Source organism: Microbacterium sp. (genome assembly GCF_051860965.1).
Lineage (GTDB): Bacteria > Actinomycetota > Actinomycetes > Actinomycetales > Microbacteriaceae > Microbacterium.
Genome location: NZ_JBIMKU010000001.1, coordinates 724,329 through 744,897, shown reverse-complemented (window position 1 = coordinate 744,897; position 20,569 = coordinate 724,329). Strand labels below are relative to the sequence as shown.

Here is a 20,569-nt window from a genome sequence, read left to right as displayed (position 1 = left end):
AATATTGCGCGGCCCCCAGGCTGCGCGTTACCTCATTGAACTGAATGCGCAGGCGTTCTGTCAAACGTCTTCCGCGACGCTGGGCGTTTCCTCAGGCAAACATGTCCTCGTCTTAAGCGAAGGAGCCTTTGAACACGATCGCCGGCTGCCCCGGGAGATAGTCGACGACGATCGTCACATCGTTCTGACGGTCGATCGGAACGCGGAACAGGTAGACGCCGGTCGCTTTCTGACCGGGAGCGAGCGAACCCGAGACAGGGCTGCCGCCGGGCTTGGTGAAGATCTCGGCCGGATCCAGGGAGGGGCCCATGTAGCCGTTGACGACCACGAGGCCGAGGTCGAGGGGCTGCGTGCCGGTGTTGGTGATGTCGATCGTGAGCCGGATGGCCGCGCCGGCGACATCGCCCGGGGCGACCGCTTCGCCATCGACATGCTCGACCTTCGCGATCTGCACTGTCGCGGCGTCAGTCTCGGACGGCTCGTCCGGCGCGACGGGCGGCAGCTCGGGGAACGGCCCGGCATCGGCGGTCTCGGTGGGCGACGGACCGGCAGAGGCATCGGGAGTGACCGACGGGGAGGGGGACGCCGTCCCGGTCGCGGAGTCCGTCGGGGACGGCGAGGCCGACGGTGTGCCGCCTCTCGAGACGAAGACCGCCACGACGATCGCGATCACGGCGACCACCACGACGGCGCCCGCCACGATCAGAGTCGTTCGGCGGCGCCACCACGGGGTGGTGGCAGTGGAGTCGACGTGTTCAGTCATCGTGTTCTCTTCCCAGATCCGCTGGGGGAGCACTCCCCAGGCTCCCAGCGAACCAGACTCTATCGTGGCGCGGTTGTGAGCGTGCCGTGGAAACGTCGCGAGTTCGCCTCGGGGTCAGACACCGTCGAACATCCACCGGTCCGCGCGCAGGCGTCCGTCCTCGAGCGGAAGGCTCGCGGCGATCGCCACGGCCCGATCGCCGCGTGCGAGCTGGTCGAGAATCGCGCGCGCGAGCTGCGACGCCGTCGCCGAACCCTTCACGACGGCGTGGCCGTGCTCGATGAGCCACGGCGCGATGCCCGTCTCATCGGTCGTGACGACCGAGCAGCCGGCTTCGAGGCCTTCGACGATCGGCAGACCGACCTGCTCGCGCCATGTCGGAGACGGCTGCGACGGCAGCACGAGCACGCGGGATGCCTGGAGGATGCGGCGGATTTCGGCGCGCGGCGGGTCCAGGATGGCATCGATGGATGCCTCGGCACCGGCCGCAGTGCGGACGGCATCCTCGAGCGCCCCCTTGCCGACGAGGGTGAGCCGTGCGGTGGGCAGTTCTGCGACGACGAGCGGCCACGCCTCGAGCAGGAGCGGCAGCCCCTTCCGCGGCACGAAAGCGCCGAGGAACACGACGGTCTCTCCGCGCGGGGCGTTCGGCAGGTCGTCCGGCCGCGCCGGCAGCGCGGGGATGAGGATCTGGCGGAGGCCGGCTCGGTTCGGAAGGAGCGCCCGGTAGAGATCGCGAGCGCCGGCGGTGCCGAAGGCCACGGCATCCACCCGTCTCCAGATGTACACCGCCAGCCTTCGCTCGACGGCGAACCTCGCTCGCCGCTTCCAACCCACCCGCGTCGTGTCGAAGGGATCGGCATTCTCGATCGCGTACGTCACGATCCGCGGGCGACGCCGTCGCAGCGCCCGTGCCGCGAAGATCGCGAGAGCAGTCGCCAGGATGCTCGAGCGCATGAGCGGCTCGTTGACCTCGAGCGCGTCGAGGCGCGAGCGCCGCAGGAGCAGCGCGGCCTGCACCGGGCCCGCCTGGACGAGCTCGAGCCCCTCGGCGAGCGTCGGGTCGAAGTCGTAGCGCCGTTCGCGGTACAGGATCGCCGCAGGCGTGAGCTGTCGCGCCCGCTCGAGGTGCGCCGTGCGGATGGATTCATAGAGACGGGCTCGCCGTGCTCGAAGTCGCAATGCGCGCTCCCCTGATCGTGCGGACGGGTCAATCCTGCCAGCGGTGCGGGATCGACCGCGCCTCAGCGCGCTCCGGTCTTCCCGCGACGCCCGTCCCGCAGTCCGATCACGAGCGCGCGCCACGGCTCGATCGACGTGACGAGCTGGCGGCGCCCGCCCTGCAGGAGGATGCCGAACGACACCGCCAGCGCCGACCGGCGCCACCGCCGGACATCGCTCTCCGTGAGGTTGCGTCGGGCGAAGAGCAGGCGATTGCGGATGTTGTAGTAGTAGTAGGTCTCGGACTTGGCACGTCGATCGGCGCGACCTCCGTGCGTGCCGCCTTCGTCGTGTACGGCGCTCGCGTCACGCACGATGCGGACCTCACCGCCGAGATCGAGGATCCGCCGAGTGAGGTCGACATCCTCCCAGTAGAGGAAGTAGCTCTCGTCGAAGCCCCCGATCCGCATCCAGAGGGCGCGGGAGAGGGCGAAGCACGCCCCTGAGACCCAGAACATGCGAGCCCGCTCGCCGTGCGCGCTGCGATGACGCACCCCCGCCATCGTTCCGTCGTCGAGATAAAGGTCGGTGCCCTCGCTCCACAGGCTGCCGTCGGGGCGACGGATCACCGGCGCGACGAGGCATCCATCGTCGCCGGCGGAGTGCGCTGCGAGGGATGCGACATCCCCCGCCCCGATGACGGCGTCGGGGTTGATCACGAACAACACGTCCGCACCGCGCTCGAAGGCCGCCGAAGCGCCTCGGTTCACGCCGCCGCCGAATCCGGCGTTCTCGTCCAGGAGCAGAGCGGTCCACCCGCGGTCATGACAGAGCGCGCTGACTGCAGCTCGCTCCTCGGAGGACGAGAAGGAGTCCACGACGATGATGTCGAGATGCGGAGCCTCGTCAGCCAGCCGCCCGAGATTGTGCGCGACGAGATCGTGCGACCCGTAGTTCACGACGACCACGCCGATGCGCGGAGCGCTGTCGGCCATGCATCCCCCTCCCGCACCACGATAACGGAGGGTCGCATTCGACCCGATACGCTGGCCCTTCACGAACCGGCGTCATGTGAGGGGACGGATGACTTCGCGTCGACCGAGGGTCATGCAGTCGTTCCGCACACCGCGACCGACGACGAACCCTTACATCGTCATGCTCGATCGCTCCCTCGCGGTCGAGCACGACATCGAGCACACGACGTTCTCGTGGCGACCCGCGCTGTTCGGGCGCGTCGACGTCATGCATTTCCACTGGCCGGAAGTGATGCTCGAAGGCGATGCCGGATGGAAGCGCCTCGCGAAGCGGACTCTCTTCCGCGCGCTGCTGGTGAAGCTCGCCCTGACCCGCGCCGCGATCGTGCGCACGGCGCACAACCTCGAGCTGCCCGATGTGGACGCCGCGACCCGTCGACTGCTCCTCGCGCTCGAACGGCGCACCGATCATCGCATCATCCTCAATCCGGTCACGACGAGTCCGTGGTCGTCTCCCATGACCCTCATCCCGCACGGTCACTACCGGGACTGGTTCGCCGAGTTCCCGAAGGCTTCTGCGGTCGCCGGCAGGATCGGCTACTTCGGGCTCATACGTCGCTACAAAGGCGTCGAGCATCTGGTCGAGGCGTACGCGGCTGCGGCCGACGAGGACGCCGCGATCAGCCTGCGTCTCGGCGGTCGCCCCAGCACTCCCGAACTCGAAGCCACGATCCGTAGGCTGGTGGATGCCGCGCCCCGCACGGAGGCGACGCTCCGCTTCCTCGACGACGCCGAGCTCGTCGACATCGCGACCAGCTCGCAGATCGTGGTCCTCCCCTATCGCTTCATGCACAACTCCGGCGGTGCGCTCGCGGCGCTCTCGCTCGACCGGCCCGTCCTCGTGCCCCGCACGGAGGTCAACGAGCTGCTGTCCGCCGAAGTCGGCGCCGGGTGGGTGCACCAGTTCGACGGTGACATCACGCCGGAACGCCTGCGCGAGGCCGTCGCCGCGACGGCGGAGACGAACGGATCGCCCGACCTGTCGCGCCGGGATTGGGCCGACGCAGGTCACCAGCACGTGGTGGTGTTCACGACGGCGCTCGGTCATCGAAGAGCGCGTTGAGCCTCACGGCGCTCGGCGTCAGAGCTCACCGGGCTTGACGGCCTCGGCATCCAGCCCCTCGACGATGGTCCGCACCCGGGACGACTTGGGGGTCGCCTTGCGCGGTGCATAGACGACGAGCGAGTGGAACAGGAAGCGCACGAAGAACGCGACGACGAGCGTGATGGCCGCAGCGATCACGCTCGAGATGTGGAACGAGTTGACAAGCACAGCGATGAGCGGGATGCGGATGACAGCCTCGGCGTTGTTGAACGAGAAGGACTTGGCGAAGCGCGCCCAGACGCCGGAGGCGTCGCCCTTCATGTCGCGGAACACGAAGCGCTCCTGCAGCAGGAAGTTGCCGACGATCGTGATCTCGGCTGCGATGATCGCCGCGACGATGTAGTTGACGCCCATCTGCGTGAGCGCCCACATGATCGCGAGATTGGCGAGCGCTCCGAGTCCGCCGATGATGGCGAAGAGCGACATCTTGCCGAAGCGCAGCGCCGTGAGCTGCGTGAGAAAATGAAGTCCCTGCCGGAATGACGCCTTCGATTCGCCGCCGAAGCGGTCGGCGAACTCGAAGGGGATCTCGGCGACGCGCACGACCTTGCGGGCGAGGATCTCGAGGAGGATCTTGAAGCCGCGGGGCTTCAGCCCCTCGAGGTCGACGCCTCTGCGGTCGACGAGGAAGAAGCCCGTCATCGGGTCGGAGACGTCCTTGAGGCGCATCGGGAACATGGCCTTCGTCACCATCGTGGACGCACGCGACACGAGGACGCGGCCGCGATCGGCGAGTCCCTCCGCCGAGCCGGCTCCCGTGTACCGCGAGGCGACAACCACGTCCGCGTCGCCGCGGCGGTGCCGGTGCAGCAGGTTGGGGATCTCCTCGGGCGGGTGCTGGAGATCCCCGTCCATGACGATGCAGACATCGGATGCCGCGGCTTCGAGCCCTTCGACCACGGCGCCGCCGAGCCCGCCGCGCGCGTCGTCGCGATGGATCACCCGCACCGGGAGCGAAGCCGACGCGGCCACCTCGCGAATGACGGCGGCCGTGTCGTCGGTGCTGTCGTCGACGAACAAGATCTCGGCATCGATGGCACGCGTGGCGTCTGCGACCCGGCGCACGAGTTCTGCGACGTTCGGCGCCTCGTTATACGTCGGCACGACGATTGTGAGCTCCATGGCTCTCCCCAAAGTGTGTATACGCGTCGCCCCAGCAACACGCCCGATCCTCCGTCATGTGGCAGACGCGAACCGGGTATCCCCACCTGTGAGTGTACAGACCACGTCAACCCCCGCGCCCTGGGGAAAGGCCGATAGTCTCAGGGGCCGCGTGTGTCCGTGGCGACGAGCGACCAGAAGGCGACGGCGACCGGATTGGATGCAGTGGCCGACGAGGGCAGCCATGTGAAGACGCCGATCGAGCCGGCCGTCTGCATCCCCACCGCCGAATCGGTGCGCGTCGCCTGCCAGCCGGGCTCGGCGTCGCCCGAGCGCCACACCTTCGCATTGAGCGTGGTCGGGGACGTGCCCGTGACCTCGAAGGCGACGGTGTACTTCTGGCCCGGTGTCACCATGAGCCCGGGCACGAGGATCGCGCTGCCGAGCAGGTTCCCGTCGCGCAGGACGTACAGCCTGAGCGCACCGCCCGCTTCCGGTCGCATGCGCAGGATGTACTGCGCGGCGCCCACCTGCCGACCGACGACGGCGATGTAGTGCCCCTCGACGACCTTGTCGACGGAGAACTCCGCGACGACGCGCGTGAACGCGCTGGACACGGCGGTGAGGTTCGCGTTCTGTCCCTGTCCTGTCGTGATCGAGACGACGCCGGCGCCGCCCGCGACGGAAAAGCGCGCGGCCGTGCCGGTCACGGACCACGCGCCGCCCTGATCGGCGGAACCCCACCCGTTCGCTCCCGAACGCTCGAACAGATCTTTCGCCAGCACGTTCCCGCTGACAGGCTGCGCCACGACGGTGATGGGCGCCGAGGTCGCGCTGGTCGCCCCGTCGTCGTCGGTGACGGTGAGAGTGATCGTGTACGTGCCCGCCGCCGTGTACGCATGCGAGGACGTCGCGCCGGAGGCGGTCGCGCCGTCTCCGAACGCCCAGGCGTACGACGCGATCGTGCCGTCCGCGTCGGTGCTGGTCGACCCGTTCACCGACGCGGTCAGACCCATGGCGCTGGTGGTGAAGTTCGCCGTGGGCGCGACGTTCGGGGGTGGGGGACCGCCGTTGGGATCGGTCACCGTGAACTCGCTGAAGGACAGCGCGACCGGGAAGGCGTTCGCCGCCGTGGGTACGTAGCTGAACAGTCCCACGGAGCCCGCGGCTTGGAGGGCGGCGGTTGAGTCGGTGCGGGTGAACTGCCAGGATGCGGGTTCGGTCGTGCCGGACCGCCACATCTTGGCCGACAGGGTAGTCGGAGCCGTCCCGGTGACGTCGAAGACGACGTTGTAGAGGGCGCCTGGCGTGATCGTCAGTCCTGGCACCACGTAATTCGCGCCGATGGCCGTCCCGCCGCGCATCGCCAGCAGGGTCGCCCCGCCGTCCGCGCCGACTCGGAGGCGCAGAAGGTACTGTTCGGAGCCGACCTGGCGGCCGATCACGGAGATGTACTGTGCAGCAGCGATCTTGTCGACGGAGAACGTGGTCGCGACGCGCGTGCTCGTGCTCGACACAGCAGGCAGCACGGCCTGCTGGCCGGTCGACGTGTTGAGGCTGATGATGCCCGAACCGCTCGCCACGCTGAATCGCGATGCTGCGCCTGAGATCGCCCACGCTCCTCCCTGGTCCGCTGTACCCCAGCCGTTCGCTCCCGTGCGCTCGAACAGATCGCGCGCGAGGACACCCGAAATCGGCGGGGCCGTCACGGTGATCGTCGTGGACGTGGTGTTGGTCGCGCCGTCGTCGTCCGTGACCAGAAGCGAGACGCTGTACGTTCCGGCTGACGGGTATGTGTGCGACGCCGCCCGGGTGGTCGCGGTCGCTCCGTCGCCGAACGTCCAGGCGTATGAAGCGATCGTGCCGTCCGTGTCGGCGCTCGTCGCCCCGTCCACCGACACAGCGAGGCCTGCGACGCTTGAGGTGAACGCCGCGACCGGAGCCTGATTGGGCGGTGGGACGGCGGCCACTGTGACCGACGTGTTCGTTGTGGCGGACGCTCCGTCGTCATCGGTCACCGTCAGACTGATCGTGTACGTCCCGTCGGATGTGTAGGTGCGGGATGCGGCGGAGCCCGCAGCGGTGGTGCCGTCGCCGAATGCCCAGGCGTAGGAGGAGATCGTGCCGTCGGCGTCGCTCGATCCCGCTCCGCTCAGGGCGACCGTTCGGCCGCTCTGCGACGTCACCGCGATGGCGGCGACGGGGGCCGCGTTGACGGGAGGCGGGACGGATCCGAGCCGGGTCGCGAGGATGCTGTCGACGATCACGGTGGATGCCGACGCCGACGTGCTCGAGACGTACGTGCTCAGTCCCAGGCCGCCCGAAGCGACCTGGAGCGTGGCAGTGGCATCCGTCGTGTCGAGGTTCCATGTCGAGGGCTCGACGGCGCCCACCCACGCACGCGCGCGCAACTTGGTTGGCGAGGACCCTTCCGTCTCGAACCGCAGGTTGACGCGAGCGCCCGTGGCAAGCGCCGCTGGCATCCGGAATGTGGCGATGTTCGTCTCGGTGGGGCCGACCTTGCGCGAGAGGGTCACGTCGGGCGCCTGGCCGTTGACGCGGAACGTCACTGTTGCCCGGTAGTCGCCGGCGACGCTGCGTCGGGCCCACACGGACGTGTAGGTCGCCGACCCGGTCGGGGTCGGAGTGATCGCGAGTGAGGTGAGGATGCTCGCGTCGGCGCCGGTCGCCGCGCCCGCCGAGACGTCGCGGCGTTGCCCCGGAGCGATGGTCATGCGCCCCGAGGCGCCGTCGGTCGAGAACCCGGACCCGGTGGGAGTCCAGGTCTGTCCGGAGTCGGCGACCCCCCAGCCCGCCGTGGACGTGCGAGAGAAGTCGTCACGGAGGACGGTGTCCTCGGGTGGTGTGCGAACCGTCCAGGTGCTGGAGGTCGTCGTGGCGGAGCCGTCGCTCACGCGGACGCGCCATTCGTAGTCGGTGTCGCGAAGGAGGGATGGCCAGCTCGCGCCGGCCGTCGTCCCCGAGGATGCCGTCACCGTCGAGATCGTCGTGAACGGAGCCGCCACCGGCGGCGAGAGGAGGAAGGGCAGCGTGAAGGCGGAGTCGGCGTCGGTCTCGTACTGGTTGAGATACGGCGAGTACGTGACGGCGGTCATCGTGCCCGTCGGAGGGTCGAAGCGGTAGTAGCGCAGCCACCCGTTGCCCCCGTTCGCACGGGCCTGATAGTCCGACAGGATCTGGTGCACGGGCTTCCCGCACGCGTTGTCGTCGGTGCGACGCGCCTCGCCCAGATCGCCGGCGTGCTCGTGGCCGTTGACGACGAGCCTGACCTGGCAGTGCGTGCGGACGAACGAGCCCCAGGTCGTCTCGGGTGGGGTTCCGCCCGGTCGCTGCGCGAACGTCCGCCGCGAGCCGGGGAGGTTGACGAATGCGTGGGTGAACATGATCACCTGGCGGCCGGGATGCGCCGCGAGCACCCGGTCCGCCCATGCGAGAGCGTCCGCGGACGCCTCCCACTCGAGTCCCAGCACGAGCCAGTCCACACCCCCCGCGGTGAACAGCGAGTAGTTGTTCATGTTCGCGCGGTCCTCGGCATCCGCACCGAACTGGTTCTGACCCATGTAGCCGCCGTACCTCGCCGTCGACGGCGTCCAGATCGCGTTCTGGTAACGGCTGGGTGGGAACCACGTGTCGTACGCGGTGTGCGCACCGGTGGCGTTGTCGAAGTCATGATTGCCGGGTACGACGGCGTTGGGCATGCCGTTGTCGTCGAGGACCTTGAGGCCGTTCGACACGCGCTGCCACTGCGTCGCGTTGGGCCAGTCGTTCACGAGGTCGCCGACCTGCACGACGAACTGCGTGTTCAGCGTCGTGCGCGTGTCGACGAGCCACTGGGCCTGCTGCGCGATGATCGGTGCGGTCGGCCCGTTGGATGTGTAGTTCTGCGTGTCGGGGATGACGGCGAACGTGAAGGGATCGGCATCCGTCGGCCCCGGAACCGTCGCACCCTTGCGCCTCCCCTCGAACGTCACCGTCAGCGGATCTCCGTCGGAGTCGCTCACATTGACGCGCAGCTGTGGATCGGGCGTCGACGAGACCGTGCCGTCCGCGGGCGACACGAGGACCGCATCGGACGGTGCCGCCGCGGACGCGGGCGCGGCGGCCAGCAGCGAACCGGCGACCGCGACGATCGTCGCGAAGACGAGCGCGGTGAGCGGGCGTCGACGATGAAACGTGCGGGACGACGACTCCGAAGATCCCATTGCACCCTCCCCAGAACGGTGCGCACTGCCGGACACCGCGAAGTATCGCACCCTGCGGAGGACGCGGCAACCCTCAGGGGACCCTCAGGGTTGGTGAGACTTCTCGCATTCGTAACATTCGCCTGGCTAAACTGGGCGAACGTGCATTCGGGATGCACGGATCGGGCTTGGGGGCCCGGCGATCTCTGGGGGATCACATGACTCTGCGTATCGGCTATGCCGCGGGCGCCTTCGACCTTTTCCACGTCGGGCACCTCAACATCCTTCGTCACGCGAAGGAGAACTGCGACGTCCTCGTCGCCGGCGTCGTGAGCGACGAGATGCTCCGCGCGGTCAAGGGGGTCGACCCCGTCGTCCCCACGCTCGAGCGCGCCGAGATCGTCCGGCACATCGGCTTCGTCGACCACGTCTACATCGAGACCTCGCCCGACAAGCTCGACGCGTGGCGCGACGTGCACTTCACGCACTTCTTCAAGGGCGACGACTGGCGCGGCACCGAGAAGGGTCAGCGTCTCGAGCAGGACCTCGGGGCCGTGGGCGTCGAGGTCGTCTACTTCCCGTACACCGTCCACACCTCCAGCACCCGCCTGCGCACGGCACTCGACGCGCTCTCGAACGGCGCCTCCGCCGACGGCAGCGTCGTCAACGCCTGAGGCGCCCGACCCGAAGGCGCGGTGGATCGCGCCTTCCTGCGCGTGCCGTCGGCCAAGATGGGTGAGCGGGTCTCGAACGACGTGAGGAGAGCAATGCGGATTTCGGTCATCGGATGCGGCTACCTGGGAGCCGTCCACGCGGCCGCGATGGCGAGCCTCGGCCACGAGGTGGTCGGCATCGACGTCGACGAGGCGAAGATCGAGGCGCTGCGGGCCGGAATCGCGCCCTTCCACGAGCCCGGGCTGCCCGAGCTGCTGACCGAGGCCGGGGCGACCGGCCGTCTGCGCTTCAGCTCCGACATCGCCGCCGCCGCGGAGGCCACCGTCCACTTCATCGCCGTCGGCACCCCGCAGGTGCGCGGTTCGAACGCGGCCGATCTGACGTACGTGGATGCCGCCCTCGCCGATCTCCTGCCGCACCTCGCTCCCGGTGACGTCGTCGTCGGCAAGTCGACCGTGCCCGTCGGCACCGCCGCGCGGATGCAGGACGTACTCGCCGAAGGCGCCCCGGGCGCGATCCTGGCGTGGAACCCCGAGTTCCTGCGTGAGGGCTTCGCGGTCAAGGACAGCCTCACGCCGGATCGCATCGTCGTCGGACTGCCGCGCGATGCCGATGCCGCCGCGACCGCCGAAGCCGCGATGCGCGAGGTCTACGCGGACGCCCTCGCGACCGACACACCCCTCGTTCTCACCGACTTCGCGACGGCCGAGCTCGTGAAGGTCGCCGCGAACGCGTTCCTCGCGACGAAGATCTCGTTCATCAACGCGATGGCCGAGATCGCCGAGGCGACGGATGCCGATGTCACGCAGCTCGCGGACGCGATCGGCTTCGACGCACGGATCGGGCGGCGCTTCCTCGGCGCCGGCGTCGGGTTCGGCGGCGGATGCCTGCCGAAGGACATCCGCGGGTTCATCGCCCGCGCCGAGGAGCTCGGTCGCGCCGAGTCGGTCGCCTTCCTCAAAGAGGTGGATGCCATCAATCTCCGGCGTCGGCAGAAGGTCGTCGATCACGTCGTCGACCTGCTCGACGGAGAGCCCTTCGGCAAGAAGGTCGCGGTCCTCGGCCTCGCCTTCAAGCCGCACTCGGACGACGTGCGCGACTCCCCCGCCCTCGACGTGGCGGTCCGGCTCAAGGGCCTCGGCGCCGACGTGCGCGCCACCGACCCGTACGCGATCCCGAACGCGCGACGACTGCACCCGCAGCTCGACTTCCGCGAATCCTTCGACGACACCGTCGCTGATGCCGATGTCGTGGTGCTCGTCACCGAATGGGATGAGTACCGCTACCTCGACCCCGGCGCGCTGGGCGAGGTCGTCGCCCAGCGGCGGGTGGTGGACGGCCGCAACAGCTACGACCCGGCCGCGTGGCACGCCGCCGGGTGGACGTACCGCGGGCTCGGTCGGCCTCAGCTGGGCGAGTAGGCGGCTCCGGTCAGCAGCGCTCCGAGTCGCCCCGCGACGTCGGAGACCGCATCGATCGTGGCCCGATGCTCCTTCGCCGGAGCGCCGTGCGTGTCGTCGATCGACAGCGCGCCGCTCGGTCGAGGCGACCAGGGCAACCGTCGTGGCGGCACGGGAGGCGCGGTCATCCCGCGTCGGCCGTTGGCGTAGGCGGCGAACTCGGGCACGGCGGCCACGCCGTCGTGCCCGGGCCGGAAGCCCTCACCGAGCCACAGCGCCTCGCGGAGGGTGAAGGTCCGCGAGCGCGCGACCGGGGCGACCCGCGCGACTGCCGCGCGATGCTCCGGCCCGGCTGTGAGGATGAGCTTCGCCGAAGCGATCTTCGCCGCTGTGAGCGGAGCCGACCGGTGCTGATCGGCGAACTCGAGCCAGTTGTACTTCGCGAGCCCGTCCGATCGGCCCGAGTCGCGCACGACCTCGCAGATGTGCTCTGCGCGGGGGGCGTCCGTGCCGGCGCTCGCGACGCGGATCGACGCGAACTGGGGCGCACGGGCGAAGGCCTCGCGCAGCTCGTATTCGGCGCGCGGCGAACGACACACATTGGCGGTGCACACGACGAGGATCGTCGGGCGGGCCGGCTGCTTGGCCAGGGGAGCCTCCGGGGGGACGAAGCGGGTATGAGAGCGATGGTAGTGCCCTCGCGGCATCCACCCGGCACCCAGGATCCATCCGGAAGAATGGACGCATGACTTCTCCCTCCACGATCACGATGTTCGGTGCCGACTGGTGCCGCGACTGCGTCCGCACCAAGTCACAGCTCGACGGTCTCGGCATCCAGTACACGTACGTCGACCTCGTGGCCGACCCGGCCGCGGCCGACGTCGCGCGCGAGATCTCGGGGCGCACGAACATCCCGGTCGTGGTGTATCCGGATGCCACGCACCACGTCGAGCCGTCGAATGCCGACGTCGAGGCCAAGCTCCGCGAGCTCGCGCTCATCTGACGCGACGCGCTCGATAAGCTCGACATCGTGAGCGAGGGCGTCGAGCGCAACACCCGCACGATCGAGGGATCGGTCGTGACGGACTTCCAGGACCGCATGAGCTACGGCGGCTACCTCGATCTCGGAACGCTGCTGTCGGCCCAGCGGCCGCTCAGCGACCCCGAGCACCACGACGAGCTGCTGTTCATCATCCAGCATCAGACGACTGAGCTGTGGCTCAAGCTGGTCCTGCACGAGCTGTCCGCGGCGGCGGCGTACCTGCGCGATGATCAGCTCGCACCGGCACTCAAATGCATCGCTCGCGTCAAGCACATCCAGCGCACGCTCACCGAGCAGTGGTCGGTGCTCGCGACGCTGACGCCTGCCGAGTACGCGCAGTTCCGCGGCGTGCTGGGCAACGCGAGCGGGTTCCAGTCCGCGCAGTACCGCGCCGTCGAGTTCACCCTCGGCAACAAGAACGCCGGAATGCTGCGCGTCTTCGAGTCCGACCCCTCCGCGCACGCGCTGCTGACCGCCGCCCTCGAGGCGCCGAGCGTGTACGACGAGTTCCTGCGCATGCTGGCGCGCTCGGGCTACCCGATCCCGGCCCACGTGCTCGATCGCGACGTCACCCAGGCGTGGACGTTCGCGCCCGAGCTCGTGCCGATCTTCGCGCAGATCTACGCGGACCCGCAGACGCACTGGGCCGCGTACGAGACGTGCGAAGAGCTCGTCGACCTCGAGGACAACTTCCAGCTGTGGCGCTTCCGCCACATGAAGACCGTCGAGCGGATCATCGGCTTCAAGACGGGGACGGGCGGATCGAGCGGCGTGCGCTTCCTGCAGAAGGCGCTCGAGCTCACGTTCTTCCCCGAGCTGTTCGCAGTTCGTACCGAGATCGGCCGCCAGTCATGACGCACGGCCCGAGTGCGGCTCGGCGCGCACCGAGACGAGGGTGACGGATGCCCCGCTCCGACCCGCAGGGTCTGCGTGAGCTCCTCGGACCCTCGGCGTCGCTGTGCCGTCGGTCGATCGGCGGTGAGCAGGGCGTCGCACTGCCGCCGCTCATCGACCATCATGTCCATCTGCATCTGATCGACGAGCGCGAGCTGACGGCCGGCGGGATCGCCGGTGTGCTCGACCTCGGCGGCGACCCGGCGGCCCTCGCGCGCCGGTCCCCGGATGGCATGCCGCGCATCGCATATGCCGGCGCATTCCTGACGGCTGACGGGGGCTACCCGTCCGGTCGCGGGTGGGCGCCCGACGCGATCGTGCGCGCCGTGACCGATCCGTCGCTGCACCCCGGGGTCGCCGGCGGCGCCGCGACCGCCGTCGACGAGCAGGCGGGGTTCGGAGCATCCGTCATCAAGATCTCGCTCAACACCGCCGCCGGGCCGGTCCTCGAGGGTGCGTTCCTGGCGGCCGTGATCGCCTGTGCGCGCGAGCGAGGGCTGCCCGTTGTCGCCCATGTCGAGGGCGACGCGATGACGGAGGCCTCTCTCGAGGCGGGGGTGGACGTGCTCGCGCACACGCCCTTCACCGAACGACTGTCCGCCGCGCTGGTGCAGCGTGCCGTCGCGACGCAGACGTGGATCTCGACCCTCACGATCCATGACGGCGTGTCGGCGCAGAACGCCGAGGCGAATCTCGCCGCCTTCGCCTCGGCCGGCGGGCGCGTGCTGTACGGAACCGATCTCGGCAACGGCGAGCGCGGAGTCGGCGTCCTCGTCGACGAGGTCTCCGCACTCGACCGCGCGGGCGTGCGCGGTGCCGCCCTCGTCGGGGCGCTGACCGACACATCCTTCGTCGGAACGCCCTCCGGCGTGTCGACCTTCATCCCCGGCCCACCCCCCGCGTCGCTCGGCGAGATCGCCGCGTGGCTGGGCGGCGCGACCGTCGTCCCCTCCGAGGAGCTCGTCCACGATGACATCTGATCTCGACACCACCGCCACCGCGCTCGATGACGCCGACCCGCTGCGGCGGTACCGCGACGAGTTCGTCGGCAGCGAGACCTCGCTGGTGTACTTCGACGGCAATTCGCTCGGCCGCCCGCCGCGCGCGAGCGTCGAACGCCTCGCCCGCTTCGCGACGGAGGAGTGGGGCGGCAGGCTCATCCGAGGCTGGGACGAGTCGTGGATGCAGCTGCCCTTCGCGATCGGCGACGAGATCGGTCGCGTGGCGATCGGAGCCGGGCCGGGACAGACCGTGATCGGCGACTCCACGACGGTGCTGCTGTACAAGCTCGTGCGCGCCGCCTTCGATGCGCAGCACGGGGCCGACCCCGCACGCGTCGAGATCGTCGTCGACCGCGACAACTTCCCGACCGACCGGTACCTGGTCGACGGCATCGCGCGCGAGCGCGGTGGCCGTGTGCGCTGGATCGACGTCGACCTGTCGTCGGGCGTGACCGCGGACGCGCTGCGTGAGGCCGTCGGACCCGAGACCGCCGTCGTGCTCCTCTCGCACGTGGCGTACCGCTCCGGCTACCTCGCTGATGCCGCCGAGCTCACGCGCATCGCGCACGATGCCGGCGCGCTCATCGTGTGGGACCTGTGCCATTCCGCCGGGTCGGTTCCCGTGCACGCGGACGAGTGGAGCTTCGACATCGCGATCGGATGCACTTACAAGTACCTCAACGGCGGCCCGGGCTCCCCCGCCTTCGTCTATGTCGCGGCGGCGCTCCAGGATCGTCTCGTACAGCCGATCCAGGGCTGGATGGGCACGGCCGACGTCTTCGCGATGGGCCCGTCGTACCGACCGGCTGAGGGCATGCGGCGCTTCCTCTCGGGCACTCCGCCCATCGTCGGAATGCTCGCGATGCAGGACACGCTGGCGATGATCCGGGATGCCGGGATCCCTGCGATCCGCGAGAAGTCCGTCGCGCTGACCTCGTTCGCGCTGGACGTCTCGGAGGCCCTGCTCGGCCCGCTGGGGGTGACGGTCGCTTCGCCGCGGGACCCGGCACTCCGTGGCGGGCATGTGACGCTCTCGCACCCGACCATGCGTGCCGTGACGGCGCGGCTCTGGGAGCACGACGTGATCCCCGACTACCGCGATCCGGACGGTCTGCGGATCGGGCTGTCGCCGCTCTCGACCTCCTTCGCCGAGGTGCTGGACGGGCTGCGCGCCGTCGCGCGGGCGATCGAGGCAGAGGTGGCCGTCTCCTCGTGAGGTGAACCGGGCTCGAGCCCTACACTGGCGCGATGAGCACCGACGCTCGCGGTCCGTCCGCGGCTCCCGCATCCACCCGCGCCCTCCCCCGCCGCACGGTCGCGCAGTATGCGATCGGCTCGCTCGGCACGGGGGGCTTCGCGACGCTCCCCGGCCTCGTGCTGACCTACTACCTGACCGACAGCCTCGGCGTCGCTGCGATCCTCGCGGGGGTCATCGTGTCGGCGGCGAAGATCTGGGACGTCATCATCGACCCGGTGATCGGCGCGCTCACCGACCGCGACCTCGCGCGTCACGGCACGCGTCGGCGGCTCATGCTCGTCGGCGCGCTGGCGCTCCCCGTGCTGTTCGCCGTCACCTTCGCCGTGCCTCCGGCGCTCGGGCCGATCGTGGGCGCGATCTGGGTGCTCATCGCCTTCCTGCTCACCGCGACCGCGTTCAGCCTCTTCCAGGTGCCGTACATCGCGCTCCCCGCCGAGCTCACCGACAGCTACGACGCGCGCACGACGCTCCTCACGTGGCGCGTCGTCGTCCTGACCTTCGCGATCCTGCTCTTCGGCGCCGGCGGCCCGCTGCTGCGCACCGTCACGGGCGATCCCACGACGGGGTATCTCGTGATGGGTATCGTCGCGGGCGTCACGATCGGTGTCGGCATGCTCATCGCGACCGGTGCCGCCCGCCATGCCCTCTCGACGCGCCCCGCCATGGAGGCGGCGGGCTCCGCGACGGCGGCGGAGGCCGAGTTCGTCGCCGACGCGACCTCCGGGACGAAGGGCTCGTCGCCGGATGCCTCACCCTCGGCGTTCGGCTCCGGCATCCGGGCCAACTACCGCGCCGCGTTCGACGCGCTGCGCCGCAGCCAGCCCTTCCGCGCGCTGCTCGCGACGTTCCTGCTGCAGGCTCTCGCGACGGGACTGATGCTCGCGGGTGCGCAGTACCTCGCGACGTGGGTGCTGAAGTCGGAGGATGCCGTGACCTTCCTCTTCGTCGCACTCATCGCTCCCGCGCTGTTCGCCGCACCGGCCTGGGCGTGGTTCGCGCGCCGACAGGGCAAGGAGCGCATCTTCGCGGTCGCGAGCATCCTCTTCGCCGTCGCAGCGCTCACGACCGCCGGCGCGATCTGGGCGCCCGGGGCCTGGATCTACGTGCCCGTCGCGTTCGCGGGCATCGCGTACGCGGGTATGCAGTCGCTGCCCATGGCCATGCTCCCCGACGTCATCGCGCACGACGCGCAGCAGAACGGCCCGGGTCGCGCCGGCGCCTTCGGCGGTGTGTGGACGGCGGGCGAGACGACGGGATTCGCCCTCGGCGCCACGGCATTGTCGATCGTGCTCGCCCTGACCGGCTACGTCGCATCCACCGCGGGGCAGACGGTCACCCAGCCGGATGCGGCGATCACCGGCATCGTCGTGAGCTTCAGCGTCGTGCCGGCCGCACTCATCGCCCTCAGCCTGCTGACGCTCGCGCGCTACCGCCTCCGTCGGCAGGACATCGAGTCGCAGGCATCCTGAGACTCGGTCCCGCACTCACGGTCGTAGAATGACAACCCCGCCCGAAGGAGAGCGATCGTGCCCGACGCCGCACCCGTGAAGACCCGCAAGCCCGCATCCGCCGCGGCGCCGGCCCTGCCCGAGGCGGCTTCGCTCGACGCGGCCATCGCCGACCTCGGCACCGGACTGCGCGCGTGGGTGCATGTGACGCTCGCCCAGCGCGCGAAGCTGCTGGAGCGACTCCATGCGACGGTCTCCGCCGTCGCCGAGGAATGGGCAGACACGGCGGCGAACTCGAAGGGGCTCGAGGCGGGGCATCCCCTCCGTGGCGAGGAATGGCTCAGCGGCCCCTACGCGACGCTCGTCGGGATCGACGCGGCCAGGGACTCGCTCGCGAAGCTCGCCAAGGGCGAGAGCCCGCTCGCCGGCATCCCGACCGAGCCGGCGCCCGGCGGCCGCCGACGCGCGCACGTCTTCCCCCTCAACCGCGTCGACGGCATGCTGCTGTCGGGCTACACGGGCGAGATCTGGTTCACCCCGGGCACGACGGATGCCGAGGCCCGCCGCGACGCCGGACTCGCTCAGCTGCAGCCGACGACTCCCGGCGGCGTCGGCCTCGTGCTCGGTGCGGGCAATGTGACATCCATTCCCGTGCTCGACGTGCTGTACGAGCTGCTCGCGCACAACCGCGTCGCGATCCTCAAGGTCAACCCGACGCAGGACGTGCTCGTGCCCGTCTACGAACGCGCGCTCGCGCCGCTCATCGAACCGGGGTTCCTGCGCATCGTGCGCGGCGGCGGTGACGTCGGCGGGTACCTCGCGGGGCACAAGAGCATCGACCACGTCCACATCACCGGCGCCGCCACGACGTTCGATGCGATCGTGTGGGGCACGGGCGCCGCCGGCGCACGACGCAAGCGCGAGGACCGCCCACAGCTCAAGAAGCCGATCACCGCCGAGCTCGGCGGGGTGTCGCCGATCATCATCGTCCCCGGCGTGTGGTCGGATGCCGATCTGCGGTTCCACGCCGAGCACGTCGCCACGATGCGACTGCAGAACAGCGGGCACAACTGCATCGCCGGCCAGGTCGTCATCCTGAGCGCCGACTGGCCGCAGCGGGACGCCTTCCTCGCGGCGCTGCGCACGGCGTACGACGCCGCCCCCGCACGGCCAGTCTGGTACCCGCGCAGCGACGAGAAGCTGGCCGCCGCGGCATCCGGCTACCCGTCCGCGGACTGGTGCGGCGACGGCACGCGCGCACTCGTCGAGGTCGAGCCGGGCGACGACGCGACGGCGCTCGAGACGACGGAGTACTTCGCCCCCGTGCTCGGGGTCGTGTCGCTGCCGGGCAACGGACAGGAGTTCCTCGACAACGCCGTCGCGCACGCGAACGACGAGCTGGTCGGAACCCTCGGCGCCAACGTCCTGATCGATCCCGAGACCGAGGCCGCGCTCGGCGGCGGCTTCGAACGCGCGATCGCCGACCTGCGGTACGGCTCCATCGCGATCAACACGTGGACCGCCTTCATCTTCCTCACCCCGACCCTCGCCTGGGGCGGCTTCCCCGGCGCGACGCTGCAGCACGTCGAGAGCGGCATCGGCGTCGTGCACAATGCGCTCCTGCTGGATCACGTCGAGCGGTCGATCGCGCGCGGTCCGTTCCGCCCGCTGCCGCGCTCGCTGTCCGCACTCATCGGCAAGGGCCGGATGTCGGTGCTGCCGAAGCCGCCGTGGTTCGTGTCCTCGCGCACGGGTGCAGCGGTGAGCGAGGGCTTCACGCGCTTCCGCATGGACGGCGACTGGGTCGGCCTCATGGGCACACTCGTGCAGGCGTTCCGCGCATGACCCGCGACGAGCTCGCCGCCGACTACGTCGTCGTCGGTGCCGGTTCCGCGGGCGCCGCCCTCGCGGCGCGCCTGAGCGAGGACCCGAGCGTCACCGTGCTGCTGCTCGAGGCTGGCGCGCCCGACAAGGCGCTCGAGCTGCATGTGCCCGCCGCCTTCTCGAAGCTCTTCCGCGGCGCGTACGACTGGAACTACGACACCGTCCCGCAGGAGAAGCTCGAGGGCCGCACGGTCTACTGGCCGCGGGGCAAGACCCTCGGGGGCTCATCGTCGCTCAACGCCATGATGTGGGTCCGCGGGTTCGCCGCCGATTACGACGAGTGGGCGGATACCGCGGGCTCCGCATGGTCGTGGGATTCGCTCGTCCCGTATTTCCAGCGGGTCGAGAACACGCAGGATCCGGCGCATCCCACGCAGGGGACCGGCGGCCCTCAGGCGGTCGAGCACCAGCGCGATCCCCGTCGGCACACGCGCGCGTTCCTCGACGCGGCGCGCGAGGCGGGGTATCCCGTCACCGCCCCGAACCTCCCCGATGGCCAGGGCTTCACGCAGACGATGGTGTCGCAGCACCGCGGCGGCCGCGCGTCGACGGCCGACGCGTACCTGCGTCCCGCGAAGGGCCGCACGAATCTGCGCATCGTGACGAACGCGCATGTACGGCGGGTGACGTTCTCGCCCGGCGAGACTCCGCGGGCGACAGGCGTGTACGTCGACATCGACGGCATTACGCGCCACGCCTCAGCCACTCGTGAAGTGATCCTCTCGGGCGGCGCCGTCAACACTCCGCAGCTGCTCATGCTGTCGGGCATCGGTCCGGCCGACCATCTCGCCGAGCACGGCATCGATGTCGTCGTCGACGCGCCCGAGGTTGGCACCAACCTGCAGGACCACCTCGTCGCGGGCCTGGCTCCCGAAGCCCAGGGCGGCACGCTCTTCGGCGCCGAGCGGCTGACCGAGCTCGCCCGCTTCCTCACCGCACGCAAGGGGATGCTGACCTCGAACGTCGGCGAGGGATGCGGGTTCCTGCGCACCCCGGTCGCCGATCGGTCGGGCATGGCCGCAGACCTGCCCGATATCGAGATCATCTTCGCTCCCGTGCCGTATGTGGGCGAAGGCCTTGTGCCGACCCCGGCCGAGGGCATCACGGTCGGCGCGATCCTGCTGCGTCCGCACAGTCGCGGCACCATCCGACTCGCCTCCGCCGATCCCTTCGCGAAACCCCTCATCGACCCGCGCTACCTGACCGACGACGGCGGCCTCGATGAGGCGACGATGCTCGCCGGTCTCGCCGCGTGCGAGCGGATCATCGACACCGACGCCCTGCGCGCCGTCACGACAGGCGGGTGGATCCAGCCCGCGGGCGGCGAGACCATGACGCCCACGGAGCGCGCCGAGATGTCCCTGCACCGCTACTCGCACACGCTGTACCACCCGGTCGGCACGGCGCGGATGGGGATGGATGCCGCATCCGTCGTCGATCCGCAGCTCCGCGTGCGCGGCGTCGACGGTCTGCGGGTCGCCGACGCATCCATCATGCCGTCGCTCATCCGCGGGCACACGAACGCCCCCGCGATCGTGATCGGCGAAGTGGCGGCGGATCTGCTCATCGCGCAATGACACGCCGCGAGCACACCGTCGCCC

Annotated in this window: 16 protein-coding genes; 10 read left to right on the top strand and 6 right to left on the bottom strand. The window is 70.0% G+C overall.

The annotated features are described in order from the left end of the window. Nucleotides 1-112 precede the first annotated feature (112 nt). The 3 genes from ACTIFV_RS03460 to ACTIFV_RS03450 form a co-directional block, all read right to left on the bottom strand. The gene (locus tag ACTIFV_RS03460) at nucleotides 113-763 is read right to left on the bottom strand and encodes a hypothetical protein (RefSeq protein ID WP_439591354.1); all 651 of its coding nucleotides are present in this window, start codon (nucleotides 761-763) and stop codon (nucleotides 113-115) included. Between the two features lie 114 nt (nucleotides 764-877). Next, nucleotides 878-1,945, bottom strand: a complete 1,068-nt coding sequence (locus ACTIFV_RS03455; RefSeq protein WP_439591353.1) for a glycosyltransferase family 4 protein — start codon at nucleotides 1,943-1,945, stop codon at nucleotides 878-880. A 62-nt stretch (nucleotides 1,946-2,007) separates the two neighbouring features. Next, entirely contained in the window at nucleotides 2,008-2,919 is a 912-nt protein-coding gene (locus tag ACTIFV_RS03450; RefSeq protein WP_439591352.1) for a glycosyltransferase family 2 protein, read from the bottom strand. Nucleotides 2,920-3,007: 88 nt separating this feature from the next. Here ACTIFV_RS03450 and ACTIFV_RS03445 point away from each other — a divergent pair, with 88 nt between their 5' ends. Continuing rightward, entirely contained in the window at nucleotides 3,008-4,021 is a 1,014-nt protein-coding gene (locus tag ACTIFV_RS03445) for a glycosyltransferase (protein ID WP_439591351.1), read from the top strand. An 18-nt stretch (nucleotides 4,022-4,039) separates the two neighbouring features. Here ACTIFV_RS03445 and ACTIFV_RS03440 read toward each other — a convergent pair whose 3' ends face one another. Then, on the bottom strand, nucleotides 4,040-5,185 hold the full coding sequence (locus ACTIFV_RS03440) for a glycosyltransferase (protein ID WP_439591350.1): 1,146 nt from the start codon (nucleotides 5,183-5,185) through the stop codon (nucleotides 4,040-4,042). A gap of 140 nt (nucleotides 5,186-5,325) precedes the next feature. Further along, complete coding sequence (locus ACTIFV_RS03435) at nucleotides 5,326-9,387, bottom strand: PKD domain-containing protein (protein ID WP_439591349.1); 4,062 nt, start codon at nucleotides 9,385-9,387, stop codon at nucleotides 5,326-5,328. A 197-nt stretch (nucleotides 9,388-9,584) separates the two neighbouring features. On the opposite strand from ACTIFV_RS03435, the gene ACTIFV_RS03430 reads away from it, so the two are divergent. Then, nucleotides 9,585-10,040 carry an adenylyltransferase/cytidyltransferase family protein gene (locus tag ACTIFV_RS03430; RefSeq protein WP_439591348.1) on the top strand — a complete coding sequence of 152 codons (456 nt, stop codon included), beginning with the start codon at nucleotides 9,585-9,587 and terminating at the stop codon, nucleotides 10,038-10,040. 93 nt (nucleotides 10,041-10,133) lie between these two features. Next, nucleotides 10,134-11,462: a UDP-glucose dehydrogenase family protein gene (locus ACTIFV_RS03425; RefSeq protein ID WP_439591347.1), complete on the top strand. Its 1,329-nt coding sequence runs from the start codon at nucleotides 10,134-10,136 to the stop codon at nucleotides 11,460-11,462. Here ACTIFV_RS03425 and ACTIFV_RS03420 read toward each other — a convergent pair. Beyond that, nucleotides 11,447-12,055, bottom strand: coding sequence for a hypothetical protein (locus ACTIFV_RS03420; RefSeq protein WP_439591346.1), 609 nt, complete (start codon nucleotides 12,053-12,055; stop codon nucleotides 11,447-11,449). The two genes, ACTIFV_RS03425 and ACTIFV_RS03420, sit on opposite strands and share 16 nt — an antisense overlap. 131 nt (nucleotides 12,056-12,186) lie before the next feature. Between ACTIFV_RS03420 and ACTIFV_RS03415 the strand changes: the two genes are divergently transcribed. The 7 genes from ACTIFV_RS03415 to ACTIFV_RS03385 are packed head-to-tail and all read left to right on the top strand — an operon-like array spanning nucleotide 12,187 to nucleotide 20,545. Further along, nucleotides 12,187-12,444 (top strand): glutaredoxin family protein, encoded by a 258-nt coding sequence (locus ACTIFV_RS03415; protein ID WP_439591345.1) that lies wholly within the window; start codon nucleotides 12,187-12,189, stop codon nucleotides 12,442-12,444. A 27-nt stretch (nucleotides 12,445-12,471) separates the two neighbouring features. Next, nucleotides 12,472-13,338 carry a tryptophan 2,3-dioxygenase gene (gene kynA / locus ACTIFV_RS03410; RefSeq protein WP_439591344.1) on the top strand — a complete coding sequence of 289 codons (867 nt, stop codon included), beginning with the start codon at nucleotides 12,472-12,474 and terminating at the stop codon, nucleotides 13,336-13,338. 47 nt (nucleotides 13,339-13,385) lie between these two features. After that, nucleotides 13,386-14,357 (top strand): hypothetical protein, encoded by a 972-nt coding sequence (locus ACTIFV_RS03405; RefSeq protein ID WP_439591343.1) that lies wholly within the window; start codon nucleotides 13,386-13,388, stop codon nucleotides 14,355-14,357. Continuing rightward, a complete protein-coding gene (locus ACTIFV_RS03400) occupies nucleotides 14,347-15,594 on the top strand; it encodes a kynureninase (protein WP_439591342.1) in 1,248 nt (415 codons plus the stop codon). The genes ACTIFV_RS03405 and ACTIFV_RS03400 overlap by 11 nt, the downstream gene beginning before the upstream one ends. Before the next feature lie 32 nt (nucleotides 15,595-15,626). Continuing rightward, nucleotides 15,627-17,105 (top strand): MFS transporter, encoded by a 1,479-nt coding sequence (locus tag ACTIFV_RS03395; protein ID WP_439591341.1) that lies wholly within the window; start codon nucleotides 15,627-15,629, stop codon nucleotides 17,103-17,105. A gap of 57 nt (nucleotides 17,106-17,162) precedes the next feature. Beyond that, nucleotides 17,163-18,929, top strand: a complete 1,767-nt coding sequence (locus ACTIFV_RS03390) for an aldehyde dehydrogenase family protein (protein WP_439591340.1) — start codon at nucleotides 17,163-17,165, stop codon at nucleotides 18,927-18,929. Beyond that, on the top strand, nucleotides 18,926-20,545 hold the full coding sequence (locus ACTIFV_RS03385) for a GMC family oxidoreductase (RefSeq protein ID WP_439591339.1): 1,620 nt from the start codon (nucleotides 18,926-18,928) through the stop codon (nucleotides 20,543-20,545). Before ACTIFV_RS03390 ends, ACTIFV_RS03385 begins: the two co-directional genes overlap by 4 nt. The last annotated feature ends 24 nt before the right edge of the window (nucleotides 20,546-20,569 follow it).